Source organism: Sulfitobacter sediminivivens (assembly GCF_042611115.2).
Classification (GTDB): Bacteria; Pseudomonadota; Alphaproteobacteria; order Rhodobacterales; family Rhodobacteraceae; genus Sulfitobacter; species Sulfitobacter sediminivivens.
The window spans coordinates 325,478-344,624 of sequence record NZ_JBHGAR020000002.1; the positions used below are offsets into that span (position 1 = coordinate 325,478).

24 protein-coding genes and 1 riboswitch are annotated in these 19,147 nt (G+C 57.5%); of the genes, 18 read left to right on the top strand and 6 right to left on the bottom strand.

Going from position 1 to position 19,147, the window contains the following annotated elements; genetic code table 11:
* Positions 1-92: 92 nt before the first annotated feature.
* Positions 93-512, top strand: a complete 420-nt coding sequence (gene irrA / locus ACEWL3_RS03970; RefSeq protein WP_114877465.1) for an iron response transcriptional regulator IrrA — start codon at positions 93-95, stop codon at positions 510-512.
* Between the two features lie 24 nt (positions 513-536).
* Positions 537-1,334, top strand: a complete 798-nt coding sequence (locus ACEWL3_RS03975; RefSeq protein ID WP_386177715.1) for a phytanoyl-CoA dioxygenase family protein — start codon at positions 537-539, stop codon at positions 1,332-1,334.
* A 6-nt stretch (positions 1,335-1,340) separates the two neighbouring features.
* Here ACEWL3_RS03975 and ACEWL3_RS03980 read toward each other — a convergent pair whose 3' ends face one another.
* The 4 genes from ACEWL3_RS03980 to ACEWL3_RS03995 form a co-directional block, all read right to left on the bottom strand.
* Positions 1,341-1,721, bottom strand: a complete 381-nt coding sequence (locus tag ACEWL3_RS03980; protein ID WP_386177716.1) for a DUF1761 domain-containing protein — start codon at positions 1,719-1,721, stop codon at positions 1,341-1,343.
* Between the two features lie 15 nt (positions 1,722-1,736).
* On the bottom strand, positions 1,737-2,159 hold the full coding sequence (locus ACEWL3_RS03985) for an SRPBCC family protein (RefSeq protein WP_386177717.1): 423 nt from the start codon (positions 2,157-2,159) through the stop codon (positions 1,737-1,739).
* Positions 2,152-2,496 carry an ArsR/SmtB family transcription factor gene (locus ACEWL3_RS03990; RefSeq protein ID WP_386177718.1) on the bottom strand — a complete coding sequence of 115 codons (345 nt, stop codon included), beginning with the start codon at positions 2,494-2,496 and terminating at the stop codon, positions 2,152-2,154. Before ACEWL3_RS03990 ends, ACEWL3_RS03985 begins: the two co-directional genes overlap by 8 nt.
* Before the next feature lie 66 nt (positions 2,497-2,562).
* A complete protein-coding gene (locus tag ACEWL3_RS03995) occupies positions 2,563-3,432 on the bottom strand; it encodes a hypothetical protein (RefSeq protein WP_386177719.1) in 870 nt (289 codons plus the stop codon).
* Positions 3,433-3,545: 113 nt separating this feature from the next.
* Between ACEWL3_RS03995 and miaB the strand changes: the two genes are divergently transcribed.
* The 8 genes from miaB to metK all read left to right on the top strand — a co-directional run bounded on the left by miaB (position 3,546) and on the right by metK (position 11,374).
* Complete coding sequence (miaB, locus tag ACEWL3_RS04000) at positions 3,546-4,865, top strand: tRNA (N6-isopentenyl adenosine(37)-C2)-methylthiotransferase MiaB (protein ID WP_386177720.1); 1,320 nt, start codon at positions 3,546-3,548, stop codon at positions 4,863-4,865.
* A 203-nt stretch (positions 4,866-5,068) separates the two neighbouring features.
* Positions 5,069-5,644, top strand: a complete 576-nt coding sequence (locus ACEWL3_RS04005) for an OmpA family protein (protein WP_386177721.1) — start codon at positions 5,069-5,071, stop codon at positions 5,642-5,644.
* 20 nt (positions 5,645-5,664) lie between these two features.
* The gene (locus ACEWL3_RS04010) at positions 5,665-5,976 is read left to right on the top strand and encodes a hypothetical protein (RefSeq protein WP_386177722.1); all 312 of its coding nucleotides are present in this window, start codon (positions 5,665-5,667) and stop codon (positions 5,974-5,976) included.
* Between the two features lie 142 nt (positions 5,977-6,118).
* On the top strand, positions 6,119-7,111 hold the full coding sequence (locus ACEWL3_RS04015; RefSeq protein WP_386177936.1) for a PhoH family protein: 993 nt from the start codon (positions 6,119-6,121) through the stop codon (positions 7,109-7,111).
* Positions 7,112-7,172: 61 nt separating this feature from the next.
* Entirely contained in the window at positions 7,173-7,688 is a 516-nt protein-coding gene (ybeY, locus tag ACEWL3_RS04020) for an rRNA maturation RNase YbeY (RefSeq protein ID WP_386177723.1), read from the top strand.
* Positions 7,689-7,715: 27 nt separating this feature from the next.
* The gene (locus ACEWL3_RS04025) at positions 7,716-8,615 is read left to right on the top strand and encodes a hemolysin family protein (protein WP_386177724.1); all 900 of its coding nucleotides are present in this window, start codon (positions 7,716-7,718) and stop codon (positions 8,613-8,615) included.
* Positions 8,612-10,126, top strand: a complete 1,515-nt coding sequence (gene lnt / locus ACEWL3_RS04030) for an apolipoprotein N-acyltransferase (protein WP_386177725.1) — start codon at positions 8,612-8,614, stop codon at positions 10,124-10,126. The genes ACEWL3_RS04025 and lnt overlap by 4 nt, the downstream gene beginning before the upstream one ends.
* Positions 10,127-10,135: 9 nt before the next feature.
* Positions 10,136-10,185: riboswitch (SAM-SAH riboswitch) on the top strand.
* Between the two features lie 4 nt (positions 10,186-10,189).
* Complete coding sequence (gene metK / locus ACEWL3_RS04035) at positions 10,190-11,374, top strand: methionine adenosyltransferase (protein WP_386177726.1); 1,185 nt, start codon at positions 10,190-10,192, stop codon at positions 11,372-11,374.
* 97 nt (positions 11,375-11,471) lie between these two features.
* Here the strand turns inward: metK and ACEWL3_RS04040 are convergent, their stop codons facing one another.
* Positions 11,472-12,299 (bottom strand): response regulator, encoded by an 828-nt coding sequence (locus tag ACEWL3_RS04040; RefSeq protein ID WP_386177727.1) that lies wholly within the window; start codon positions 12,297-12,299, stop codon positions 11,472-11,474.
* A 110-nt stretch (positions 12,300-12,409) separates the two neighbouring features.
* Here ACEWL3_RS04040 and trmB point away from each other — a divergent pair, with 110 nt between their 5' ends.
* The 5 genes from trmB (at position 12,410) to ACEWL3_RS04065 (ending at position 16,539) form a co-directional block, all read left to right on the top strand.
* Complete coding sequence (trmB, locus tag ACEWL3_RS04045; protein ID WP_386177728.1) at positions 12,410-13,111, top strand: tRNA (guanine(46)-N(7))-methyltransferase TrmB; 702 nt, start codon at positions 12,410-12,412, stop codon at positions 13,109-13,111.
* 81 nt (positions 13,112-13,192) lie between these two features.
* Positions 13,193-14,545 carry a 3-phosphoshikimate 1-carboxyvinyltransferase gene (gene aroA, locus ACEWL3_RS04050; RefSeq protein ID WP_386177729.1) on the top strand — a complete coding sequence of 451 codons (1,353 nt, stop codon included), beginning with the start codon at positions 13,193-13,195 and terminating at the stop codon, positions 14,543-14,545.
* Positions 14,542-15,081, top strand: a complete 540-nt coding sequence (locus ACEWL3_RS04055) for a hypothetical protein (RefSeq protein ID WP_435000505.1) — start codon at positions 14,542-14,544, stop codon at positions 15,079-15,081. The genes aroA and ACEWL3_RS04055 overlap by 4 nt, the downstream gene beginning before the upstream one ends.
* Positions 15,078-15,707, top strand: coding sequence for a (d)CMP kinase (locus tag ACEWL3_RS04060; protein ID WP_386177731.1), 630 nt, complete (start codon positions 15,078-15,080; stop codon positions 15,705-15,707). The genes ACEWL3_RS04055 and ACEWL3_RS04060 overlap by 4 nt, the downstream gene beginning before the upstream one ends.
* 304 nt (positions 15,708-16,011) lie before the next feature.
* Complete coding sequence (locus tag ACEWL3_RS04065) at positions 16,012-16,539, top strand: polysaccharide deacetylase family protein (RefSeq protein ID WP_386177732.1); 528 nt, start codon at positions 16,012-16,014, stop codon at positions 16,537-16,539.
* 34 nt (positions 16,540-16,573) lie between these two features.
* Here ACEWL3_RS04065 and ACEWL3_RS04070 read toward each other — a convergent pair whose 3' ends face one another.
* Positions 16,574-17,236 (bottom strand): helix-turn-helix transcriptional regulator, encoded by a 663-nt coding sequence (locus ACEWL3_RS04070; RefSeq protein WP_386177733.1) that lies wholly within the window; start codon positions 17,234-17,236, stop codon positions 16,574-16,576.
* Between the two features lie 114 nt (positions 17,237-17,350).
* Here ACEWL3_RS04070 and ACEWL3_RS04075 point away from each other — a divergent pair, with 114 nt between their 5' ends.
* From ACEWL3_RS04075 to ACEWL3_RS04085, 3 genes are read left to right on the top strand one after another with little or no spacing between them, the layout of a single operon-like run.
* Positions 17,351-17,803: a YqfO family protein gene (locus tag ACEWL3_RS04075; RefSeq protein ID WP_386177734.1), complete on the top strand. Its 453-nt coding sequence runs from the start codon at positions 17,351-17,353 to the stop codon at positions 17,801-17,803.
* On the top strand, positions 17,796-18,704 hold the full coding sequence (locus ACEWL3_RS04080) for a DMT family transporter (protein WP_386177735.1): 909 nt from the start codon (positions 17,796-17,798) through the stop codon (positions 18,702-18,704). The genes ACEWL3_RS04075 and ACEWL3_RS04080 overlap by 8 nt, the downstream gene beginning before the upstream one ends.
* A 32-nt stretch (positions 18,705-18,736) precedes the next feature.
* On the top strand, positions 18,737-19,114 hold the full coding sequence (locus ACEWL3_RS04085) for a rhodanese-like domain-containing protein (protein ID WP_386177736.1): 378 nt from the start codon (positions 18,737-18,739) through the stop codon (positions 19,112-19,114).
* Positions 19,115-19,147: the final 33 nt, after the last annotated feature.

The following is a 19,147-nucleotide window of genomic DNA, read 5'->3' on the forward strand; positions in this document are numbered from 1 at the left end:
GCGACAAAGGATCATCGGCCAATTGGCGGTTTTCAATTGAAAAACCAACCCCTGACGCCTTATATGGCACAAAGACAGGCAACGGAGCGGCCATGACCACGATGCACCAACAGACCGGAACGCGCTGGCTCGAACGGGCCGGACTGCGCCCGACGCGTCAACGCGTAACGCTTGCCAGTCTCTTGGTGGGCGACGGTCAACACCGCCATGTCACCGCAGAAAGCCTGTTTGATGCGGCCAAAGGTCAGGGCGACGCGGTGTCACTTGCCACGGTTTACAACACCCTACGCGCCTTTTGCGAGGCGGGGATTTTGCAGGAAGTCACGGTTGACGGCTCCAAAAGCTATTTCGACACCAATACTCATGATCACCCGCATTTTTATTGGGAAGACGAAGGCAGGCTGACCGATGCCCCGTCCGATCAACTGGTGATCTCGCATCTGCCGGACGCGCCGGCGGGTGCAGAAATTGCGTCCGTCGACGTGGTGATCCGGTTGCGCCGCAAGGGCTAATGCCTGTGCCCGAGCGAGAACATCATGACACATCGCCTGATCACCCAAGACCACATTGATACCTTCCAGAACGATGGCGTGGTTCTGATCAAAGGACTGTTTGGGGATTGTGTGGAAACCCTGCGCGCAGGTGTTGAACGCAACATCGCTGAACCGGGGCCTTATGCATCAAACAACGACAAGCCCGGAGAATCAGGGCGCTTTTTTGACGATTATTGCAATTGGCAACGCATCCCCGAATTCGAACAGGTGATCAAAACCTCAGCCGCTGCCGAAGTTGCGGCCGATCTGATGCAAAGCGATCAGGTGCAGCTTTTTCACGATCATGTGCTGGTCAAAGAGCCGGGAACGTCGATGGCCACGCCGTGGCATCAGGACGGGCCATACTATTTCGTTGAAGGCCAGCAAACGATCAGCTTTTGGTCACCACTTGATCCAGTCACCAGCGCATCGTTGCGCTGCGTGGCAGGGTCCCACCGTTGGGAAAAACCGGTACTGCCGACACGCTGGGTCAAGGGCGACGCGTTTTTTGACCCGGACCCTTACATGCCCGTGCCCGACCCCAACGCCGAAGGGATGGACATCCGCGAATGGGAGATGGACCCCGGCGATGCGGTGGCTTTCAACTATGGTACTCTGCACGGCGCACGCGGCAATCCAGATGGCGCACGGCGGCGGGCCTTTTCGCTGCGGCTGGTGGGGGATGACGCGCGCTATACCCAGCGTCCCGGACCCACGTCACCACCCTTTCCCGGCCATGACATGAAGCAGGGTCAACGGCTGCGCGAGGACTGGTTTCCGGCGATCTGGCGGCGCAGTTAGAGGACCCTAGAACAAACCCTGTGCAATGATCATGATCACGCCCGCGACGCAGATATATCCGAAATCAACTAAAATCGCATACCCTGATTTTTTGCAAAATCCGCCGTTAGACGCAACAAAGAGAGCTGCGGCCAGAATGGCGAATATCGCGGTGAGAAGCGCGTTGGCTGTTGCCGTTACGCCCACCACGATGCTGAGTGCCAAGAGCGCCAAAAACTGAGTAATCATGGCCTGCGCCGGCATTTTGTCGGCTGTATTCAAGGTGACACCAGAGCCTTCGGCCCATTTTTTGCCAAACAGGATCGGCGAATAGAAAAGCCACCCCACCAGAAAACCCACCACCGCCCCGACGATCACAGCCAGCCAGTTCATATTTGCAAATTCCATCTCAATTCCTTTTGGTTATCCGGTGACCGCGTCAAGTTTTTCCAGGATCGCACCCCAGCCCGCCTCGTGGTTGTCGCGGCTTTCCTCATCGGGGAATTTTACATGTGTTAGTGTCACGTTTGTTCCGCCGGCCACATTCTCAAAATCCAGTGTCACGGTGGAACCGTCGATTGAGAACGGACTTTCCCATGTGAAGACCAACTGTGAATACCTCAGGATCTTCGTATATGTGCCTGCATGCGGGATGTCATTGTCGCCCGCTTTCATGATGATTTCGAAACGCCCTCCTTCGACAGGGTCATTCTTGACCGTAGGCATGCCCATGCCAGGGGCGGGGATCATGAATTTCGCGATCATTTTGGGGTCGAGCCACGCGTCAAAGATTTTCTGTGCCGGCGCTGCAATTGTCCGCGAAGTTGTCAGAGTGAGATCAGTCATCGCTAGAGTCCTTTGTTATCAGTTCATCCAATGTCTCAAGTCGAACATCCCAGACCGATCTCAACTGCGTGAACCAATGGTCAATTTCCCGAATGGGTTCCAAATTCGCTTCGATCAGATGTTCCCGCCAAGACGTTTTCCGGCTGACAAGCCCCGCCTTTTCCAAAATCTTGATATGCTTTGAAACAGAATTCAGGCTGATATCAAAATATCCGGCCAGATCCGTAACTCGCATGACCCCGTGCTGCACCAGAATGGTCAGGACTTCGCGCCGCGTGGGATCGCTTGTCGCTTTCAGAATTTCAGTGAGACGATCGGGCCTTTCTTGTTCAACCATATGGGTGAATAACCTTTCTGCACGCCGTCAGTCAACCCTAAAGGTGAATGAAGAAAGCCACCTTGTTCAAAACCACTGTCCCGGTTCCATCAGCCCAAGATCCAGCAACTGCCGTGAATGCCATTCGAAGGGCGCGGAGTTGTGCCATTTGAATGTTTCGATATCAAAGGTACTGCCCGGATTGCTTTTCAGCGCCTTGGCGGTGCGGAACGAGCAGATTGAGGCGGTGATGTTGTGGTGCCATGGGCAGGCAAAGGTGTTGTATTCTTCGTCGTTGAACGTGTGATCCCAGCGCAGGCGCAAACCCTTTTTGGCGCGAAACAGCGGGATGCGGTCAATTTTGCGGCGGTTGGCGGGCACGTGCTCCTCATAACGCCAACGCAGGCCGCCAAAGAAATCGAGCTGGCGTTCTTTTGGTGCACCTGACTTTGTGCCATCGGCCCGTGCCAAAGCATAATACCCTGAGCGGTCCAGATGCGCCTGTTCCAGCGATACCGCATCAGGATGCTTGCCCAAGTCTTCTGCATAAAGATCAATCACATAGCCTAACATCGCGCTGCGACGCTCTTCGGTATGAAAGTCCAGCAGTTCCACGACGCTGCGGGTTTCGCAGAACGGAAAGAACAGGTATTCGGCATTATAGCAGTAGTACATCCACTGACCGGCCGCCGCATCAATCAAGCGGTTGATCGCGGCTTCCATCGCGCCTTCGACGGACATGTTGTAGTTAACCCGCGCCACACTTTCTTGCAGATCGCTGGGCAGATCAAGCACATCCGGCATCAGCGCGAGCACGGTCTTGAAACCTGCCTGCAGGTGATGGCGCAGACATGTGGCAATCTCGACGTCGTCTTCGACCAAGATCACAGCAATCGGACCTTTGGACAGCACTGCATCGCCGTCTTTGATCAATGTATCCAAACCGCTGTAGTGCATAAGACCTCACTTGGTGGTGATGTTGATCAGAATCGGTTAAATCGACGTGCATTGCAAGCCGCACCACACACTGTTAGACGGCAAAATCTGCCCTTACTCACCGGAAACGCGCCATGACATCTCCTAAAAAGCTGTTCATCAAAACCTATGGTTGCCAGATGAATGTCTATGACAGCGAACGTATGGCCGAGGCGCTGGGCGGGCAGGGCTATGTTGAGACAAAGACAGCTGATGATGCGGATATGATCCTGCTCAACACTTGCCATATCCGGGAAAAGGCCGCTGAAAAGGTCTATTCTGAACTGGGCCGGCTCAAGCCGCTCAAAGCTTTGAATCCGAACCTCAAAATTGGTGTCGCGGGCTGTGTTGCCCAGGCTGAGGGTGCCGAAATCATGCGTCGGCAGCCTGCTGTGGATCTGGTCGTGGGGCCGCAATCCTATCATCGGCTGGGCGAGATGGAGGCAAAAGTGCGTTCTGGTCAAAGTGCGCTCGACACGGATTTCCCCGAGGAAGACAAATTTGAACACCTCAAATCGCGCGGGGCCGCAAAGCGTGCGCCAGCGGCGTTTTTGACGGTGCAGGAAGGGTGCGACAAGTTCTGCGCATTCTGTGTGGTGCCTTACACGCGCGGCGCGGAAGTCAGCCGCCCGGCAACACAATTGCTGGAGGAGGCCCGCGCGCTGGTCGATCGTGGTGTGCGCGAGGTCACTCTTTTGGGCCAGAACGTAAATGCCTATCACGGGGCTGGGCCAAAGGGCGATATGACGCTGGCCAACCTGATCCGTGAACTGGCGAAAATCGACGGGCTGGCGCGGATCCGCTATACAACCAGCCACCCCAACGACATGGATGATGATCTGATCGCGGCCCATGGCGAGGTGGAAAAACTGATGCCCTATCTGCATCTACCCGTGCAATCCGGCTCTGATCGCATCCTCAAACGGATGAACCGAAGCCACACCGCCGAAAGTTACCTCAAGCTGATCGACCGCATCCGCGCTGTGCGCCCTGATATCTTGATGTCCGGCGATTTCATTGTGGGCTTTCCCGAAGAAACGGATGCAGATTTTGAGGCAACAATGGAATTGGTGCGGCAGGTCCGCTACGGCTATGCCTATTCATTCAAATACTCGGCCCGTCCCGGCACCCCTGCCGCTGAACGCCCCCTCGTTCCGGCTGAGGTCGCGGATGCGCGCCTGCAACAGTTGCAAAAACTGATCACCCAGCATCAGCATGACATCCAGCAAAGCATGGTTGGACGAGATCTATCCGTACTGGTGGAAAAACAGGGACGTGAAGCAGGGCAGGTGGTTGGCAAATCCGAATATCTGCACGCCGTTCATATCGAAGACGCCACCGCAACGATTGGCGATGTTGCAAAGGTGAGAATCGTTGCGGCAAAGACCAATTCATTGACCGCACGCCACGTGTAGAAATGACATTTGCCGCAATTGCGGCCGGTCAAAGCGCCCGAATTGCCGATTTCCTTGTTGTTGGGCGATATTTGGCCACTAAATGTTGATTTCTGTCCTTCACAGGCACCCAAAACTTACCTAACCTGACCCCCAATGCGGGGCGGTGCCTTACCCGGAACGGTGCAGCTCTTTCGCGGGGGAACAAAACAAGGAAAAGATCTGTGGTGAACACAATCTCCAAGGTGATCCGCGCGATGACGGGCATTGCGCTTGTTGTGGCGCTGGCCCTTCAATCATCAATTGCCGATGCACAAACCAAATCGCAGGAAGGCAGAGACAAAGGCGTCTATATCCCGACAATCTGGGTTGACCCCGATGGCTGCGAACACTGGGTAATGGATGACGGTTCAGAAGGGTATATGACCCCACACACAACCCGACAGGGTATCCCGGTCTGCCGCCGTGGGAATATCTGTGGCGTGATGAATTCTGACCAGTTCTTTGCGACAAACAGCTACCGTGTTCACGGCCAGGCCAAAGCACGTTTGGCCCAGTTCTTTCAAAAAACCCGCGCCAATTCCTATATCATAACAGGCCATACAGACAGCCGCGCGTCTGACGAATACAACATGCGCCTGTCCTACAACCGGGCCAATGCAGTTGCGGCCATCGCAGCATCAACGGGTGCACGGATTGCAGATGTGCGCGGATACGGTGAACGGCAGCCCGCAGCGTCGAACAGGACCGCAGCCGGCATGGCCAAAAATCGCCGCGTCGAAATCATCTGCATTCGTTGAGGGGACATAAAGTGATCAAAATGAAAATTCTCATCGTCACCGCCTGTGCCTTTGGATTGACGGCCTGTGGCGACTATGAAACGCTCGACAGCGGCTTCTCGCAGGATAAATCCTTTGACCGCGGCATTGATAAAAAGCACCTGAGCCAGCTTCAGGCCGGCATCTGGATTGATCCAAACGGCTGCGATCACTGGATCATTGACGATGGTGTAGAAGGCTATCTGTCTGCCCGTCTGGACAAACGCGGCAAGCCTGTTTGTTCTGGCGTGGCTCCGCCCAATCACACCGTTGGTGATTTCAAAGGCGGTTCCGACATTGTGGACCCGAACTGATTTGTCTAAGCGCATCCAGATCAAGGGGCCGGGGCGTTGCGCGCTCCGGCCTTTTTTGTTGCAGCACGGTGTAAACGCCCCGCGCCGTGCCTATTTCCAGAAAGACCCAGTTTAGGAGCCCGCCTTGCCTGCAAACGACATCATGACAGATACGCAAACCACAACGGAACAGGTGCTTGAATTTCCGGATAATCGCCTGCTGATTGATTTGTGCGGTGCCTATGACGCGCATCTTGCCGCCGTTGAAAAGGCGCTTGAGGTACAGATCATCCGACGTGGGAATCAGGTTTCCATTCTGGGTGATGCGGATGCTGCAGCACAGGCTGCCGGCGTGCTGAACACGCTTTACGCGCGGCTTGAGGGCGGGCGTTCGGTCGAACAGGCCGAGGTGGACAGCCTGCTGCGCATGGGCAATTCTGACGCAGACACAGGGGTGCGCTCCGGTGATCAACTTGAAATGCCGATCCCCGGTGGCATGGAAATTCAGACCCGTAAGAAACGCGTCGAACCGCGCACGGCGGCTCAGAAGGCCTATGTTCAATCGCTTTTTGACAATGAGCTTGCCTTTGGCATTGGTCCGGCGGGTACCGGCAAAACCTATCTGGCGGTTGCGGTGGGCGTAAGCATGTTCATCGGTGGCCATGTCGACAAGATCATTCTGTCGCGCCCCGCAGTAGAGGCGGGTGAAAAGCTGGGTTATCTGCCCGGTGACATGAAAGACAAAGTTGATCCTTACATGCAGCCGCTCTATGACGCGCTGAATGACTTTTTGCCGGGCAAACAACTGGCTAAATTACTTGAGGATAAACGCATCGAAATCGCGCCTTTGGCCTTTATGCGGGGCCGCACATTGTCGAATGCCTTTGTGGTGCTGGACGAGGCCCAGAACGCGACGTCGATGCAGATGAAAATGTTCCTCACCCGTTTGGGTAACAATTCACGGATGGTGATCACTGGCGACCGGACCCAGATCGACCTGCCGCGCGGCGTGCCATCAGGCTTGGCCGATGCCGAACGGTTGTTGAGTGCGATCCCGAAGATCAGCTTTAATTATTTCACCTCCAAGGACGTGGTGCGTCATCCTTTGGTTGCTGCGATCATCGAAGCCTATGAGGCGGATACCGGCGTGTCATAATGCGCAACTCTTTGGCGTCAAATATCGTAGGGGTGTGGGGCTGTGGCCCCGCGCGGGTCTGATGGACAATCTGGACATTGTGATCGAGGACGACCGTTGGCACGCCATGGACATTGAGACGTTCGCGAAAATAGCTGTGCAGGCGACGCTTGCACACCAGGGTCTTGACCCTGAACAAGCCGAAATTTCAATTCTGGCCTGTAATGACGCCCGCATCGCTGATCTTAACGCGGATTTTCGGGGCAAACCCACGCCAACAAACGTTCTGAGCTGGCCCAGTGAAGAGCGCGCCGCGCAGCGCGCTGGCGATAAACCGCGTGACCCAAAACCCGGCCTTGACGGGATGATCGAACTGGGAGACATCGCCATCAGCTATGACACCTGCAAGATCGAGGCCAAGACGGTCGGCAAACCAATTGAAGAACATGTGACCCATCTGATCGTTCATGGCCTTTTACATCTTTTCGGCTATGACCACATCCGTGACCCGGATGCCACGCTCATGGAACAGCTTGAGGTCGAAATACTTGGCAAATTGGGTCATGATGACCCATATAGAGAAATACCGGCATTCTAGGCTGGTGAAACACATAGACAGGACCCAATGGGCGATAACGACGGACCATCTGACGCGGCGCAACGCGCGCTCCCGGATGAAGACTTGGAAAACCTTGATGACAGCAGTGCACGATCGGGCGGATTTTTCAGCCGTGTGATCGAGGCGCTCAGCCCCTCAGACAGCGAGACGCCAGCGGATGTCGCCCCGATTCCATCGGAGCGACCCAGCACCCATGGCATGATCAACCTGCGCCGGATGCGCGTCGATGACGTGGCAATCCCAAAGGCCGACATCACGGCGGTGCCCATCACATCTACGCTTGATGAACTGGTAAAGGTCTTCAAGGAAAGCGGCCTGACCCGGTTGCCTGTCTATGACGGCACCCTTGATACGCCCGTTGGCATGGCCCATCTCAAAGACCTTGCACTGACGCACGGATTCAACGGCAAGACCAAGAAATTTGACCTCAAGGCGATGCTGCGTCCGCTGGTTTTTGTGCCGCCAAGCATGACCATCGGCGTCCTGTTGACCAAGATGCAAGCGGAACGACGTCACATGGCGCTGGTGATAGATGAATACGGCGGCGTTGATGGCCTTGTCACCATCGAAGACCTGATCGAACAGGTCATCGGCGAAATCGAAGACGAACATGACGTCGATGAAGGCAAATACTGGACCGTCGAAAAACCTGGCACGTATCTGGTGCTCGCCAAAACGCCACTTGAGGATTTTGAGGCAGAAATTGGTCATTCGCTGACTGATCACGACACTGTGGACGAAGAAGAAATCGACACATTGGGTGGTCTGGTTGTCATGCTTTCGGGCCGGGTGCCTGCGCGCGGTGAAGTGGTGTTGCACCCCGACGGCCCGGAATTCGAAGTGATTGACGCCGACCCGCGCCGCATCAAACGGCTACGGGTGCGCACCACCGGTTCCAACGGATGATCAGCCGCCTGGCGGTGTGGCAGGTTGCTTTTTTGGCGGGTGTCATCGGGGCGGTTTCGGCCTTTGGGCAAGCGCCCTATGATCTGCCATTGCTGATACTGGCCGGGATGACAGGCGCGGTTTGGCTCTATAATCAATCTACGACCGAACGCGGTGCAGCACTTGTGGGATGGGCGTTTGGCACCGGCTATTTCGTGCACGCCCTGCAATGGATCGTTTCGCCCTTTATGGTCGATGCGGCGCGGCACGGATGGATGGCACCCTTTGCGCTGGTCCTGCTGTCTTCGGGGCTTGCGATCTTTTGGGGGGTGGCGTTCTGGGGCGCGCGCAAACTGGCACCAGTCCGCGCCTGGCCACTGGTCCTGTGCTGGCCTGCCGCTGAACTGAGCCGCGCTTACATTTTCACGGGGTTTCCCTGGGCAATGCCAAGTCAGGCATTGGTTGATGGAATTGCCGGACAAGTGCTGTCCTGGACCGGCCCATATCTTTTGAACCTTTTCATGATAGCAGTTGCCGTTGTTTTGGCGCAGCAAGGCACGTGGGCACTGCGCGGCGCGCAAGCCGCACTGGCGCTTGGATGTGCAATTGTTTTGGTCACACCGCAGACAGGTGCTACGCCAGCCACCGAAGATCGGCCAACCATCCGTCTGATCCAGCCCAACGCCGCACAGCGCGACAAATGGGACCCCGAACAAATTCCAACCTTCTTTGAACGCCAGCTGGCCTTGTCTGCAGCCCCACCCAAAGATGCGGGTCCAGCCCCTGATCTGGTGATCTGGTCGGAAACGGCTATCCCTTGGGCGCTTGATCTGGCGGGAGCGGCACTTGCAGAAATCTCGACCGCGTCGGGCGCGCCGGTGGTTTTGGGTGTGCAGCGGCGTGGGCCGATGCGGTTTTACAATTCACTCGTCGTGCTGGGGCAGGGCGGTGTGGTCGAACAGACCTACGACAAACACCATCTTGTGCCTTTTGGGGAGTACATGCCTTTTGGCAATACGCTGGCGCAATTTGGTATTCATGGGCTGGCGTCACGTGAGGGCAACGGTTATTCCGCCGGCCCCGGCGCGCAGGTTCTGGACTTTGGCGCACTTGGCAAGGCGTTGCCGTTGATCTGTTACGAGGCGGTTTTTGCCCATGACGTGAACGCCGCGCCGGAACGCCCTGGGTTTCTCATCCAGATCACCAATGACGCATGGTTTGGCAAAGGCGCGGGACCGAAACAGCATCTCGCACAGGCCCGGATGCGCGCGATTGAACAGGGTTTGCCGATGGCACGCGCAGCCAACACAGGCATTTCCGCGATGATCGACCCCAAGGGGCAGATCACAGCATCGCTGCCCCTCAACGCTGCCGGATTTGTAGATGCGCGGTTGCCGGCCCCCCTGCCGCCCACACTTTACAGCCGCACAGGCGATTTGCCCCTTGCTGTGCTGTTGCTCATCGGACTCTGTGGAGCAGCGCTGTTGCGGCGGCGGTTGAATGGCATTGACCCGCAGGGTGACGCAGACTAAGCCACTCGTGGCGTGCCACAACGGCTTCCTGACGTGGCACTTGGTATTTAATTGGAGCACGACATGTCCCGCCAAAATTATATTTTTACGTCGGAATCCGTTTCCGAAGGTCACCCTGACAAGGTCTGTGACCGCATTTCCGATGCTGTTCTTGATGCATTTCTGTCCGAAGAACCCGAAGCGCGGGTGGCTTGCGAGACTTTTGCCACTACCAACCGCGTTGTGATCGGGGGTGAAGTTGGGCTGGGCACCAAAAAGAAAACCAAAGCCATGCTGCGCAGTGTCGAGGCCATTGCCCGAGAATGTATCCGGGACATCGGCTATGAGCAGGATAAATTTCATCATGGGACCTGCAAGATCACCAATTTGCTGCATCAACAATCTGCACATATCGCGCAGGGTGTAGACGCGAAGGGCAACAAGGATGAGGGCGCGGGCGATCAGGGCATCATGTTCGGGTTCGCCACCAACGAAACGCCTGAGCTGATGCCGGCCCCGATACATTATGCGCATGCGATCCTCAAACGCCTTGCTGAAGTCCGCAAAGACGGGACAGAACCGACGCTGCTGCCCGACGCAAAGAGCCAACTTTCCGTGCGCTATGTCGACGGTAAGCCTGTTGGCGTGACGTCGATCGTGTTGTCGCACCAGCACTCAGACAAAAAACAAACCAGCGCTCGCATCCGTGATATCGTTGAACCCTACATTCGCGAGGTCCTGCCCGAAGGGTGGATTGATGCGGAGACCAAATGGCATGTGAACCCAACGGGCATTTTTGTGATTGGCGGTCCTGACGGTGATGCGGGCCTGACCGGACGCAAGATCATTGTGGACACCTATGGTGGTGCAGCCCCGCACGGTGGCGGCGCTTTTTCCGGCAAAGACCCGACCAAGGTGGACCGATCAGCCGCCTATGCCGCGCGCTATCTGGCCAAGAATGTGGTTGCCTCCGGGCTGGCCAACAAATGCACTATCCAGTTGAGCTATGCGATTGGGGTAAGCGAGCCGCTGTCGATCTATTGTGATACCCACGGCACCGGTGACGATGTGCACGACGCTGACATCGAAAAGGCGATCCGCGCCGTGATGAGCCTGACGCCACGCGGCATTCGTGAACATCTGGAACTGAACAAGCCAATCTATCAGCGCACGGCGGCCTACGGCCACTTTGGCCGCGCGCCAGAGGCTGATGGCGGGTTCAGCTGGGAAAAAACCGATCTGGTGGCGCAGCTAAAAGCTGCACTTTGACCCGCCCGAAAATGCTATGAATGGTGTGCAATAAGCCACCGTTTGCGGTGGCTTATTGCGTTACGGGTGAGACGCAGCCACCCTTGTGGGTCACGGGTTAAAGCCCGCGCGCAGCATTTTGGGTTGGCTGGCGCGCAAACGGGGAAGGTGGCTTGCGAACGCCGATGTCATGAGCATCCGGGACGTCTGGCGCTTGTCCTGAACCCTCCTCCGGGGCTTGAAAGCTCTCAAGATCGCCCAGAAATTCCCAAAGCAACATGCAGGATGCCTCGACGTGCTCGATATGATCGTTGGCACCATTGCCAGCCGCGGCACCACTTCTGCGCATGTCACGCAATTGGCGCATCATGCGGCTGACCATCGGTTTGATGTCTTGCGCGCATTTGGTCGCGAACTTTTCCAACACCGCTTCGGTTTCAGACGACCGGGAGGCTTGTGTATGCGCGGCGGTTGTCAGCGCGGATTTCTGCATGGCATTGGTGACCGCACGGCGAAACGAGGACGGCGACAGCTCATCTTTGGTGATGTAATCACTGCAGCCCGCCTTCATCGCCTCCTGCGCCACCCGTTCCTGCCCTTGCCCAGACACCATGATCAGCGCGGCCTTGCAGTTGCCCGGAGACAACCGCAGCATCGACAACGCATCAAGGCCAGTCCCATCGGGCAAGCTGTAATCAACCAGCACCAGATCAAATGCCGCCTTTTCAATCACATCGGCGAAATCAGTAAGGTTATTTGCATTGGTGATGGTACATTCCATGTCCAGACCTGAACACAGCCGCGCCAGACGGTGGCGGTCAAACCGCTGATCATCAAGGATCAGGACTTGCGCCGTTTCAGGCAGCTGCGGTGGCACCCCGGACGCCACGCGCGCAGGCACAGATCGGAACGGCGATGTTTGCAGTTTCACGGAATTTTTACGCACGAGGTACCCTTTGGAAAGATCAACAGATTGCGAGCCTAACCCGGCTGATCTTAAGCTCGCGTTAAAGCCCCCCGTTGCAGGCCCGTGCGACCGGCGCTATTGGCTGGCGCATGACACATCCAAACCGCCCCCGTCGCAATTTTTATGGCCGTCTCAAGGGCAAAACCCTCAAGAAGTCCCAAAAGGGATATATCGACGAGGACCTTGGCCCGCTGTCCCCGGGACCCGTCAGTTGGGAAGAAAACCCAAGCCGCACACCGCTTGATCTGAAGACGCTTTTTGACGGCAAGCCCGCATGGCTGGAAATCGGCTTTGGCGGTGGTGAACATCTTGTGCATCAGGCGGCGGAAAATCCCAATGTGGGGATCATCGGCTGCGAACCCTACATCAACGGCGTGGCGATGCTTTTGGGTAAGATCCGGCGCGCCGCTGTCGATAATCTTGCAATCCATCCGGGCGATGTGCGCGATCTGTTTGAGGTGCTGCCCGATTGGTCCATTGACCGCGCCTTTCTGCTGTATCCCGACCCATGGCCCAAGACCCGCCACCACCGCCGCCGTTTCGTCACACCAGAGCATCTGGAGCCGCTGGCACGGGTCATGAAACCCGGTGCCATATTCCGCGTTGCCACGGATATCGAAGACTATGTGCGCCAGACGTTGGAACAGGTGCCGCGGCACGGGTTTGATTGGTTGGCACAACGTCCCGCTGATTGGCGTGAACCATGGCAAGATTGGCTGTCCACCCGCTATGAGCAAAAAGCGCTGCGCGAGGGTCGCGTGCCGCATTACCTGACCTTTCGAAAGACCTGAGGCGGGACACAGGGGCTTGCGATGGACCCTTGCGTCTTGCTGGTTTATTGACAGGTTGAAATTCAGACCAGAGGACCTCTTATGTCGAGCCACGGTGCCCCAATTCCAATGACATCACGTGCCTGCGGCCCGCTTTGCGGCACCGCAGAGGTACCAGGGGATAAGTCGATTTCGCATCGGGCGCTGATTCTGGGCGCGCTGAGCGTTGGCGAGACGACAATCACCGGATTGCTTGAAGGGCAGGATGTGTTGGACACGGCCCGTGCGATGCGGGCCTTCGGGGCTGAGGTCACGGATCACGGTGGCGGCAAATGGTCTGTGCACGGCGTGGGTGTCGGCGGGTTTGCCGAACCTGAGAACGTGATTGACTGCGGCAATTCCGGCACCGGCGTGCGACTGATCATGGGGGCGATGTCGACTTCGCCGATTTCTGCGACCTTTACCGGCGATGCCAGCCTGAATGGGCGGCCAATGGCGCGGGTGACGGACCCCTTGGCATTGTTCGGCACCCAGGCTGTCGGGCGTCAGGGGGGGCGTTTGCCGATGACCATTGTCGGCGCGGCAGACCCGGTGCCGGTGCGGTATGTGGTGCCGGTGCCATCGGCACAGGTGAAATCGGCGATCTTGCTGGCAGGACTGAATGCGCCCGGCAAAACAGTGGTGATCGAGGCCGAAGCGACCCGCGATCATACAGAGCGGATGCTGGCAGGTTTCGGGGCCGAGATCACGGTTGAGCAAACCGACGAGGGACGTGTGATCACCCTGACAGGCCAGCCCGAATTGCAGCCACAGCACATTGATGTGCCGCGCGATCCGTCCTCTGCCGCGTTTCCGGTCTGTGCAGCACTGATCGTGCCGGGCAGTGATGTGCTGGTGCCGGGCATCGGGTTGAACCCGACGCGGGCGGGCCTTTATGCCACGCTGCGCGAGATGGGCGCGGACTTGACCTATGAAAATGAACGCACCGAAGGTGGTGAGCCTGTGGCGGACCTGCGGGCGCGGTTTTCGCCGGATTTGCGCGGGATCGAAGTGCCTCCCGAACGCGCTGCATCGATGATTGACGAATACCCGGTGCTGTCAGTGGTAGCGTCCTTTGCAAAAGGTCAGACGATTATGCGCGGTGTCAAAGAGCTGCGCGTTAAGGAAAGTGACCGAATCGATGCAATGGCACGCGGCCTGCGTGCCAATGGGATGGAGGTCGAAGAAGGCCTTGATTGGTGGATCGTGACGGGTCGGGGGCATGGTGAAGTACCCGGCGGTGCGCCCTGCGCCAGCCAGTTGGATCACCGCATCGCAATGTCGTTTTTGATTTTGGGCATGGCGTCACAGAAACCCGTCCGTGTGGATGATGGCGGCCCGATTGCCACGTCGTTTCCGATATTCGAGCCGCTGATGCAGGCCTTGGGAGCGCAAGTGACGCGCGATGGAATGTGAACAAGCGTCGCGTGGCATATCGAACACTGCTGGCTGCAACCCTTGGCGTTTATGCGGCGATGATTCTGTGTACGCTGCCGGCAATCATCGATTCCGCTGGCGGGCTGATGCCATTTGATCTGCGTCCCGGCGGTTATACCCTTGGCGAGGCAGAGGCCTTTCTGGCAAATCTCGAACCCCGTGGGCGCACCCTATACCTTGGGTGGCAGCATCGCCTGGACCTTGCATACCCCGCGCTTCTGGCGTGTCTTTTGGCGTGGTCAATTGCGATACAGGCCCGTGTTATCGGTGGACGGCTGGTCACGGCGCTGCGCTGGCTTGGCGGCATCTCGGCTGCAGCAGGCATGATATTCGATTATTTGGAAAATGCGGCAGTGGCCGGATTGCTGGGTGCTACAGAACCGCTCGACCCCGGACTTGTCGCTCAGGCGTCCACTTGGACTGTTGGCAAATCGGCGACCACATCTGTAGCTTTCATCGTGCTCGCCCTGCTTTTGGTCTGGCGTGGTGTGCGGTATTGGGTTCGGCGGCAATGAGTGTGACACGCAGTTTCACAGTCGCAATCGACGGGCCTGCTGCATCGGGCAAGGGCACAATATCCAAGGCGGTTGCGGCGCATTTTGGCTTTGCCCATCTTGATACCGGCCTTTTGTACCGCGCAGTGGCGGCCAAGGTTCTGGCTGGCAAGGAGCCTGCACAAGCGGCCCGTGACCTGGTGCCACATGATCTGGAGGACGACGCTTTGCGCACGTCTTTGGTCGCGCAGGAGGCCAGCAAAGTGGCAGTCATTCCAGAAGTGCGCGCGGCGCTATTGGACTTCCAGCGGAGCTTTGCCGCACGGGCAGGTGGTGCGGTGCTGGATGGGCGCGACATCGGCACGGTGATTTGCCCGGACGCGCAGGTGAAATTGTTTGTCACAGCCAGCGCAGAGGTCCGCGCGCGCAGGCGGTTTGCAGAGTTAAGCGGCAAGGGGGTGCAGATAACGCTGGATGAAGTTCTGGCGGATGTTCAGGCCCGTGATGCCCGCGATATGGGCCGGGCCGATGCACCGTTACGCGCGGCTGTTGATGCCGTAACAATCGATACTACTGAAATGGCAATTGCGGATGCAGTTGCGGCCGCTGTGGCGATGATCGACGCCAAGCGGGAAAACCTTATCTAAACTGTGCTGGCACATTGGTTTGCCAGCAGCATCTGGAAAAAAGAGGCGGCGCCGCCCGGTTCTTGGGCTGCAGTCTTCTGTCCTGTTGGGGCATTGCCCCGGATGCGCGCGGTGTCAGGTGCCATAGCGGCATTGAGACCACATGATGTCCGCAAGCGTCACCCTGCGGGTTTGGTTAACCAGGGTCGATGTTTAAGGCCCACCGGTTAAGAGGCGATGACGCCATCGCACGGTACTCACCCAAGCGTGAATCGCATTTCACAGCATCTTGGCGCAGGCTGGCCGGCAAAAGGAGACCTGCCTGATGTTGCGCGCCTTATGTTTAACCCTGATCCTGTTGCCCGGATTGGCCCTGTCTCAAGAGACGGCACCGACCGAGCCGCCCATGACGCTGGAGCGGTTGGCGAACATCGTGCTGGCACTGGATCCGGATCTCGTTGTGCGCGGCCCTGCCTTGGAATTCACGCTTGACGATATTCCGGTGGTGGTGATTGCCGATCCCGGCGCGGACCGAATGCGGGCGATGGTGCCGATTGCCAGTGCCGAAGGGCTGACGGTGGACGACATGATGCGGATGATGCAGGCTAATTTCGATTCCGCCTTGGACGCGCGATATGCGGTGGCGCACGGACGTCTCTGGGGAGTGTTCATTCATCCACTTTCACCGCTTGAAAAAGATCAGCTCCTGTCCGGGCTTGTGCAAACCATCACGGTCGCGAAAACCTATGGCAGTGCCTATACCGGGGGGGCCGCGATCTTTGGCGGGGGCGACAGCAACGGGATCTATCAGGACCTGCTGGATGAGCTGCGCAAGAAAGGGCAGGAACTTTAGGCTCCTGTTCGAATTCTTTGGCTAGTGGCGGGCACTAGAAATCCGTCCCATGCACCTTTGCCCAGTCGCGCCGCAAGGCCTGCGATTGGCCTTTGAAGTCGGCGGCCAACACATCGCTTGACATCATCCTGTCCGCACGGAAATGTCGAAAATCCTGTCGCATTTCGCACCATCCGGCGACCACCACGACGTCAGAATAATACACAATCGCAATAGGGCGGATGGTGCGCCGGGTCACGCGGCCCTCCGCATCGCGGTAATGCAGGGCCAGTTTGATCTCTTGCCGGATCGCATTGCGCACATCCGCTAGATCAATTTCCGCAGGTTTTGCACCCCAGCTTGAGGAAAACAGCGTTTCACTCAACGTCGTTGCCGCGGACAGTTTTTGCACAGCACGCAAGGCTGCCTGTTCAAGGGCCTTGTCCCCGGTGCGTGCAATCATGCTGAGCCCGACAGAAATGGCTTCGGCTTCTTCCACGTCGAAATTGATCGGCGGCAGGTTATAGCCCGGGCGCATGATGTAGCCGATCCCGGCCTCGCCTTCGATCGGCACGCGCATCCCCTGCAACGAGGCGATGTCGCGGTAAATGGTGCGTTTGGTCACCTCCAGTTGCGTCGCGATATCTTGCGCGCGCACCGGGCCTTTGGCGCTGCGCAGCAGTTGGATGATTTCAAACATGCGCGATGATCGCATCATGGGATCCTTTGGCGGTTTCTTTGAGAGAGATAGCACAACACTGCTGACAGATACATGTCAGCAGTCGGGGCGTAGATGAGGTTCAGGGTTAACAAATTGGAAGGAACACCCCCGATGCCCCAGAATGTTCTTAAGACAGGTTTTGACACCCGACCCATCACGATGGAGCCGCTGTGGCTGATCGCCTTTCAGGCCCCGGTCGAGGACGTGGACCGGATTTTTGACGAGATCATCAAGGTGGTTCCATTGCGGCAGGGCAAAACCGACCGCAATGCCTATCGGGGTGCCAGTGGGTATGAATACTACCGCCCTTTGGAAGGCACACCGACCGGGGCCGAAACAGACACACGTCGCAGGCCCGGTGTGGATGAGGTGCGGTTCTTTCTGCCCCGCGACAAGGGCGTGTTGGATCAGGTGATCGAGGCGATTTATGCGGTGCACAGCTATTACGAGCCGGTGATCACGGTGCAGGAGGTGCTGCGCAGCATCTGCAAGGGTCTGGATGATCAGGACAATCCACACCGCTGGTGGAACAAGGGCGGCGATTGGAAATCACCAGATGCCTGATGCGAACCATCGTTTAGGGCTGGCTCTGGTTTCGGCCTCGGCATTGGCATGGTCGACCGCAGGCCTGTTCACCCGGTTCATTGAGGTTGATACCGGCACGATGCTGGTCTGGCGCGGGGTTTTTGGGGCGCTGGGGATACTTGCAATCGCGTTTGCATTGCAGGGGCGCGCGGCACTGCACGACTTTGCCAGGATGGGTGCGCCGGGCTGGATATTCGCCATCGTCTCGGCGCTTGGGATGCTTTGTTATATCAACGCTCTGCGCATCACCACGGTGGCGCATGTGTCGTTTATCTATGCCACGGTGCCCTTGGTGGCGGCAGCGTTGGCGTGGCTGGCCATCGGCGAACGCCCCGGGCGCTCTGCCCTTGTGGCCAGCTTTGTCTCACTGCTTGGGGTCGGGGTCATCGTCGGGCTGGGCGTCGAAGGGAACCTGTTTGGTGACCTGTTGGCATTCGCCATGACGCTGTCACTGGCGGTGATGATGGTGATTTCGCGCAGATATCGCGGCATCCCCACTTTGCCAGCCGCCAGCCTGTCCGCGATCCTGAGCGGGATGATAGCACTGCCTTTTGCCGACAATCTTGTGGTCAGCCTGCCGGATCTGGGGCTGCTCGCCGCGTTCGGATTGGTCAATTCGGCCATTGGGCTGGCGCTCTTTACGCTTGGTGCGCGGTTGTTGCCAGCCATTGAAACGGCGCTGATCGGGGCGGTTGAGACACCGTTGGCACCCATTTGGATCTGGCTCTTTTTTGCCGAAATCCCCAGTGGGGCGACCCTCATTGGCGGGGCGCTGGTGTTTGTCGCGGTCGTTGGGCATATCCTGCGCCAAAACAGCAATTCTGAGGGTGAGGGAACAGTCTATGCCGATGAGGGTGGAAATGGGCCCGGCTCATCCTAAGTCTAACGATATCGAAATAATGGAGACCAATCATGAAATCCGCCAAAGAATACCTTGAAGCCGCGCATGCAAGCGTTCCAAAAATGGATGTCGAACAGGCGATTGCCAAACACGCATCCGGGTCAGGGGCCTTTATCGACGTGCGTGACAGTTCAGACATTGCCAAAAGCGGCACCATCAAGGGCGCGCACCGCATTCCGCGCGGTATGATCGAATTTCGCGCTGACCCTGCAATGACGGACTTCCATAATCCGGTACTTCAAAAAGATGCCGAGTTATACCTCATCTGTGGGGCCGGCGGTCAGGCGGCCCTGACAGGCAAAACGTTGCAGGACATGGGATACACGAATGTGACGAATATCGGTGGTTTCCCCGCCTGGAAAGACGCAGGCGGTCCAACCGAAGAATGAAGTTCTAGGTCCTCAGCAACAGGGATCACAGGA

Coding starts and splice junctions, on each gene's coding strand:
- ACEWL3_RS04080 (WP_386177735.1), top strand. CDS start 17,796: ATGCCTGATGCGAACCATCGTTTAGGGCTGGCTCTGGTTTCGGCCTCG.
- ACEWL3_RS04085 (WP_386177736.1), top strand. CDS start 18,737: ATGAAATCCGCCAAAGAATACCTTGAAGCCGCGCATGCAAGCGTTCCA.
- ACEWL3_RS03990 (WP_386177718.1), bottom strand. CDS start 2,496: ATGGTTGAACAAGAAAGGCCCGATCGTCTCACTGAAATTCTGAAAGCG.
- ACEWL3_RS03980 (WP_386177716.1), bottom strand. CDS start 1,721: ATGGAATTTGCAAATATGAACTGGCTGGCTGTGATCGTCGGGGCGGTG.
- ACEWL3_RS04025 (WP_386177724.1), top strand. CDS start 7,716: ATGGGCGATAACGACGGACCATCTGACGCGGCGCAACGCGCGCTCCCG.
- irrA (WP_114877465.1), top strand. CDS start 93: ATGACCACGATGCACCAACAGACCGGAACGCGCTGGCTCGAACGGGCC.
- ACEWL3_RS04065 (WP_386177732.1), top strand. CDS start 16,012: ATGTTGCGCGCCTTATGTTTAACCCTGATCCTGTTGCCCGGATTGGCC.
- ACEWL3_RS04075 (WP_386177734.1), top strand. CDS start 17,351: ATGCCCCAGAATGTTCTTAAGACAGGTTTTGACACCCGACCCATCACG.
- miaB (WP_386177720.1), top strand. CDS start 3,546: ATGACATCTCCTAAAAAGCTGTTCATCAAAACCTATGGTTGCCAGATG.
- lnt (WP_386177725.1), top strand. CDS start 8,612: ATGATCAGCCGCCTGGCGGTGTGGCAGGTTGCTTTTTTGGCGGGTGTC.
- ACEWL3_RS04010 (WP_386177722.1), top strand. CDS start 5,665: ATGAAAATTCTCATCGTCACCGCCTGTGCCTTTGGATTGACGGCCTGT.
- ybeY (WP_386177723.1), top strand. CDS start 7,173: ATGGACAATCTGGACATTGTGATCGAGGACGACCGTTGGCACGCCATG.
- ACEWL3_RS04060 (WP_386177731.1), top strand. CDS start 15,078: ATGAGTGTGACACGCAGTTTCACAGTCGCAATCGACGGGCCTGCTGCA.
- aroA (WP_386177729.1), top strand. CDS start 13,193: ATGTCGAGCCACGGTGCCCCAATTCCAATGACATCACGTGCCTGCGGC.
- ACEWL3_RS03975 (WP_386177715.1), top strand. CDS start 537: ATGACACATCGCCTGATCACCCAAGACCACATTGATACCTTCCAGAAC.
- ACEWL3_RS03995 (WP_386177719.1), bottom strand. CDS start 3,432: ATGCACTACAGCGGTTTGGATACATTGATCAAAGACGGCGATGCAGTG.
- trmB (WP_386177728.1), top strand. CDS start 12,410: ATGACACATCCAAACCGCCCCCGTCGCAATTTTTATGGCCGTCTCAAG.
- metK (WP_386177726.1), top strand. CDS start 10,190: ATGTCCCGCCAAAATTATATTTTTACGTCGGAATCCGTTTCCGAAGGT.
- ACEWL3_RS04015 (WP_386177936.1), top strand. CDS start 6,119: ATGACAGATACGCAAACCACAACGGAACAGGTGCTTGAATTTCCGGAT.
- ACEWL3_RS04070 (WP_386177733.1), bottom strand. CDS start 17,236: ATGATGCGATCATCGCGCATGTTTGAAATCATCCAACTGCTGCGCAGC.
- ACEWL3_RS03985 (WP_386177717.1), bottom strand. CDS start 2,159: ATGACTGATCTCACTCTGACAACTTCGCGGACAATTGCAGCGCCGGCA.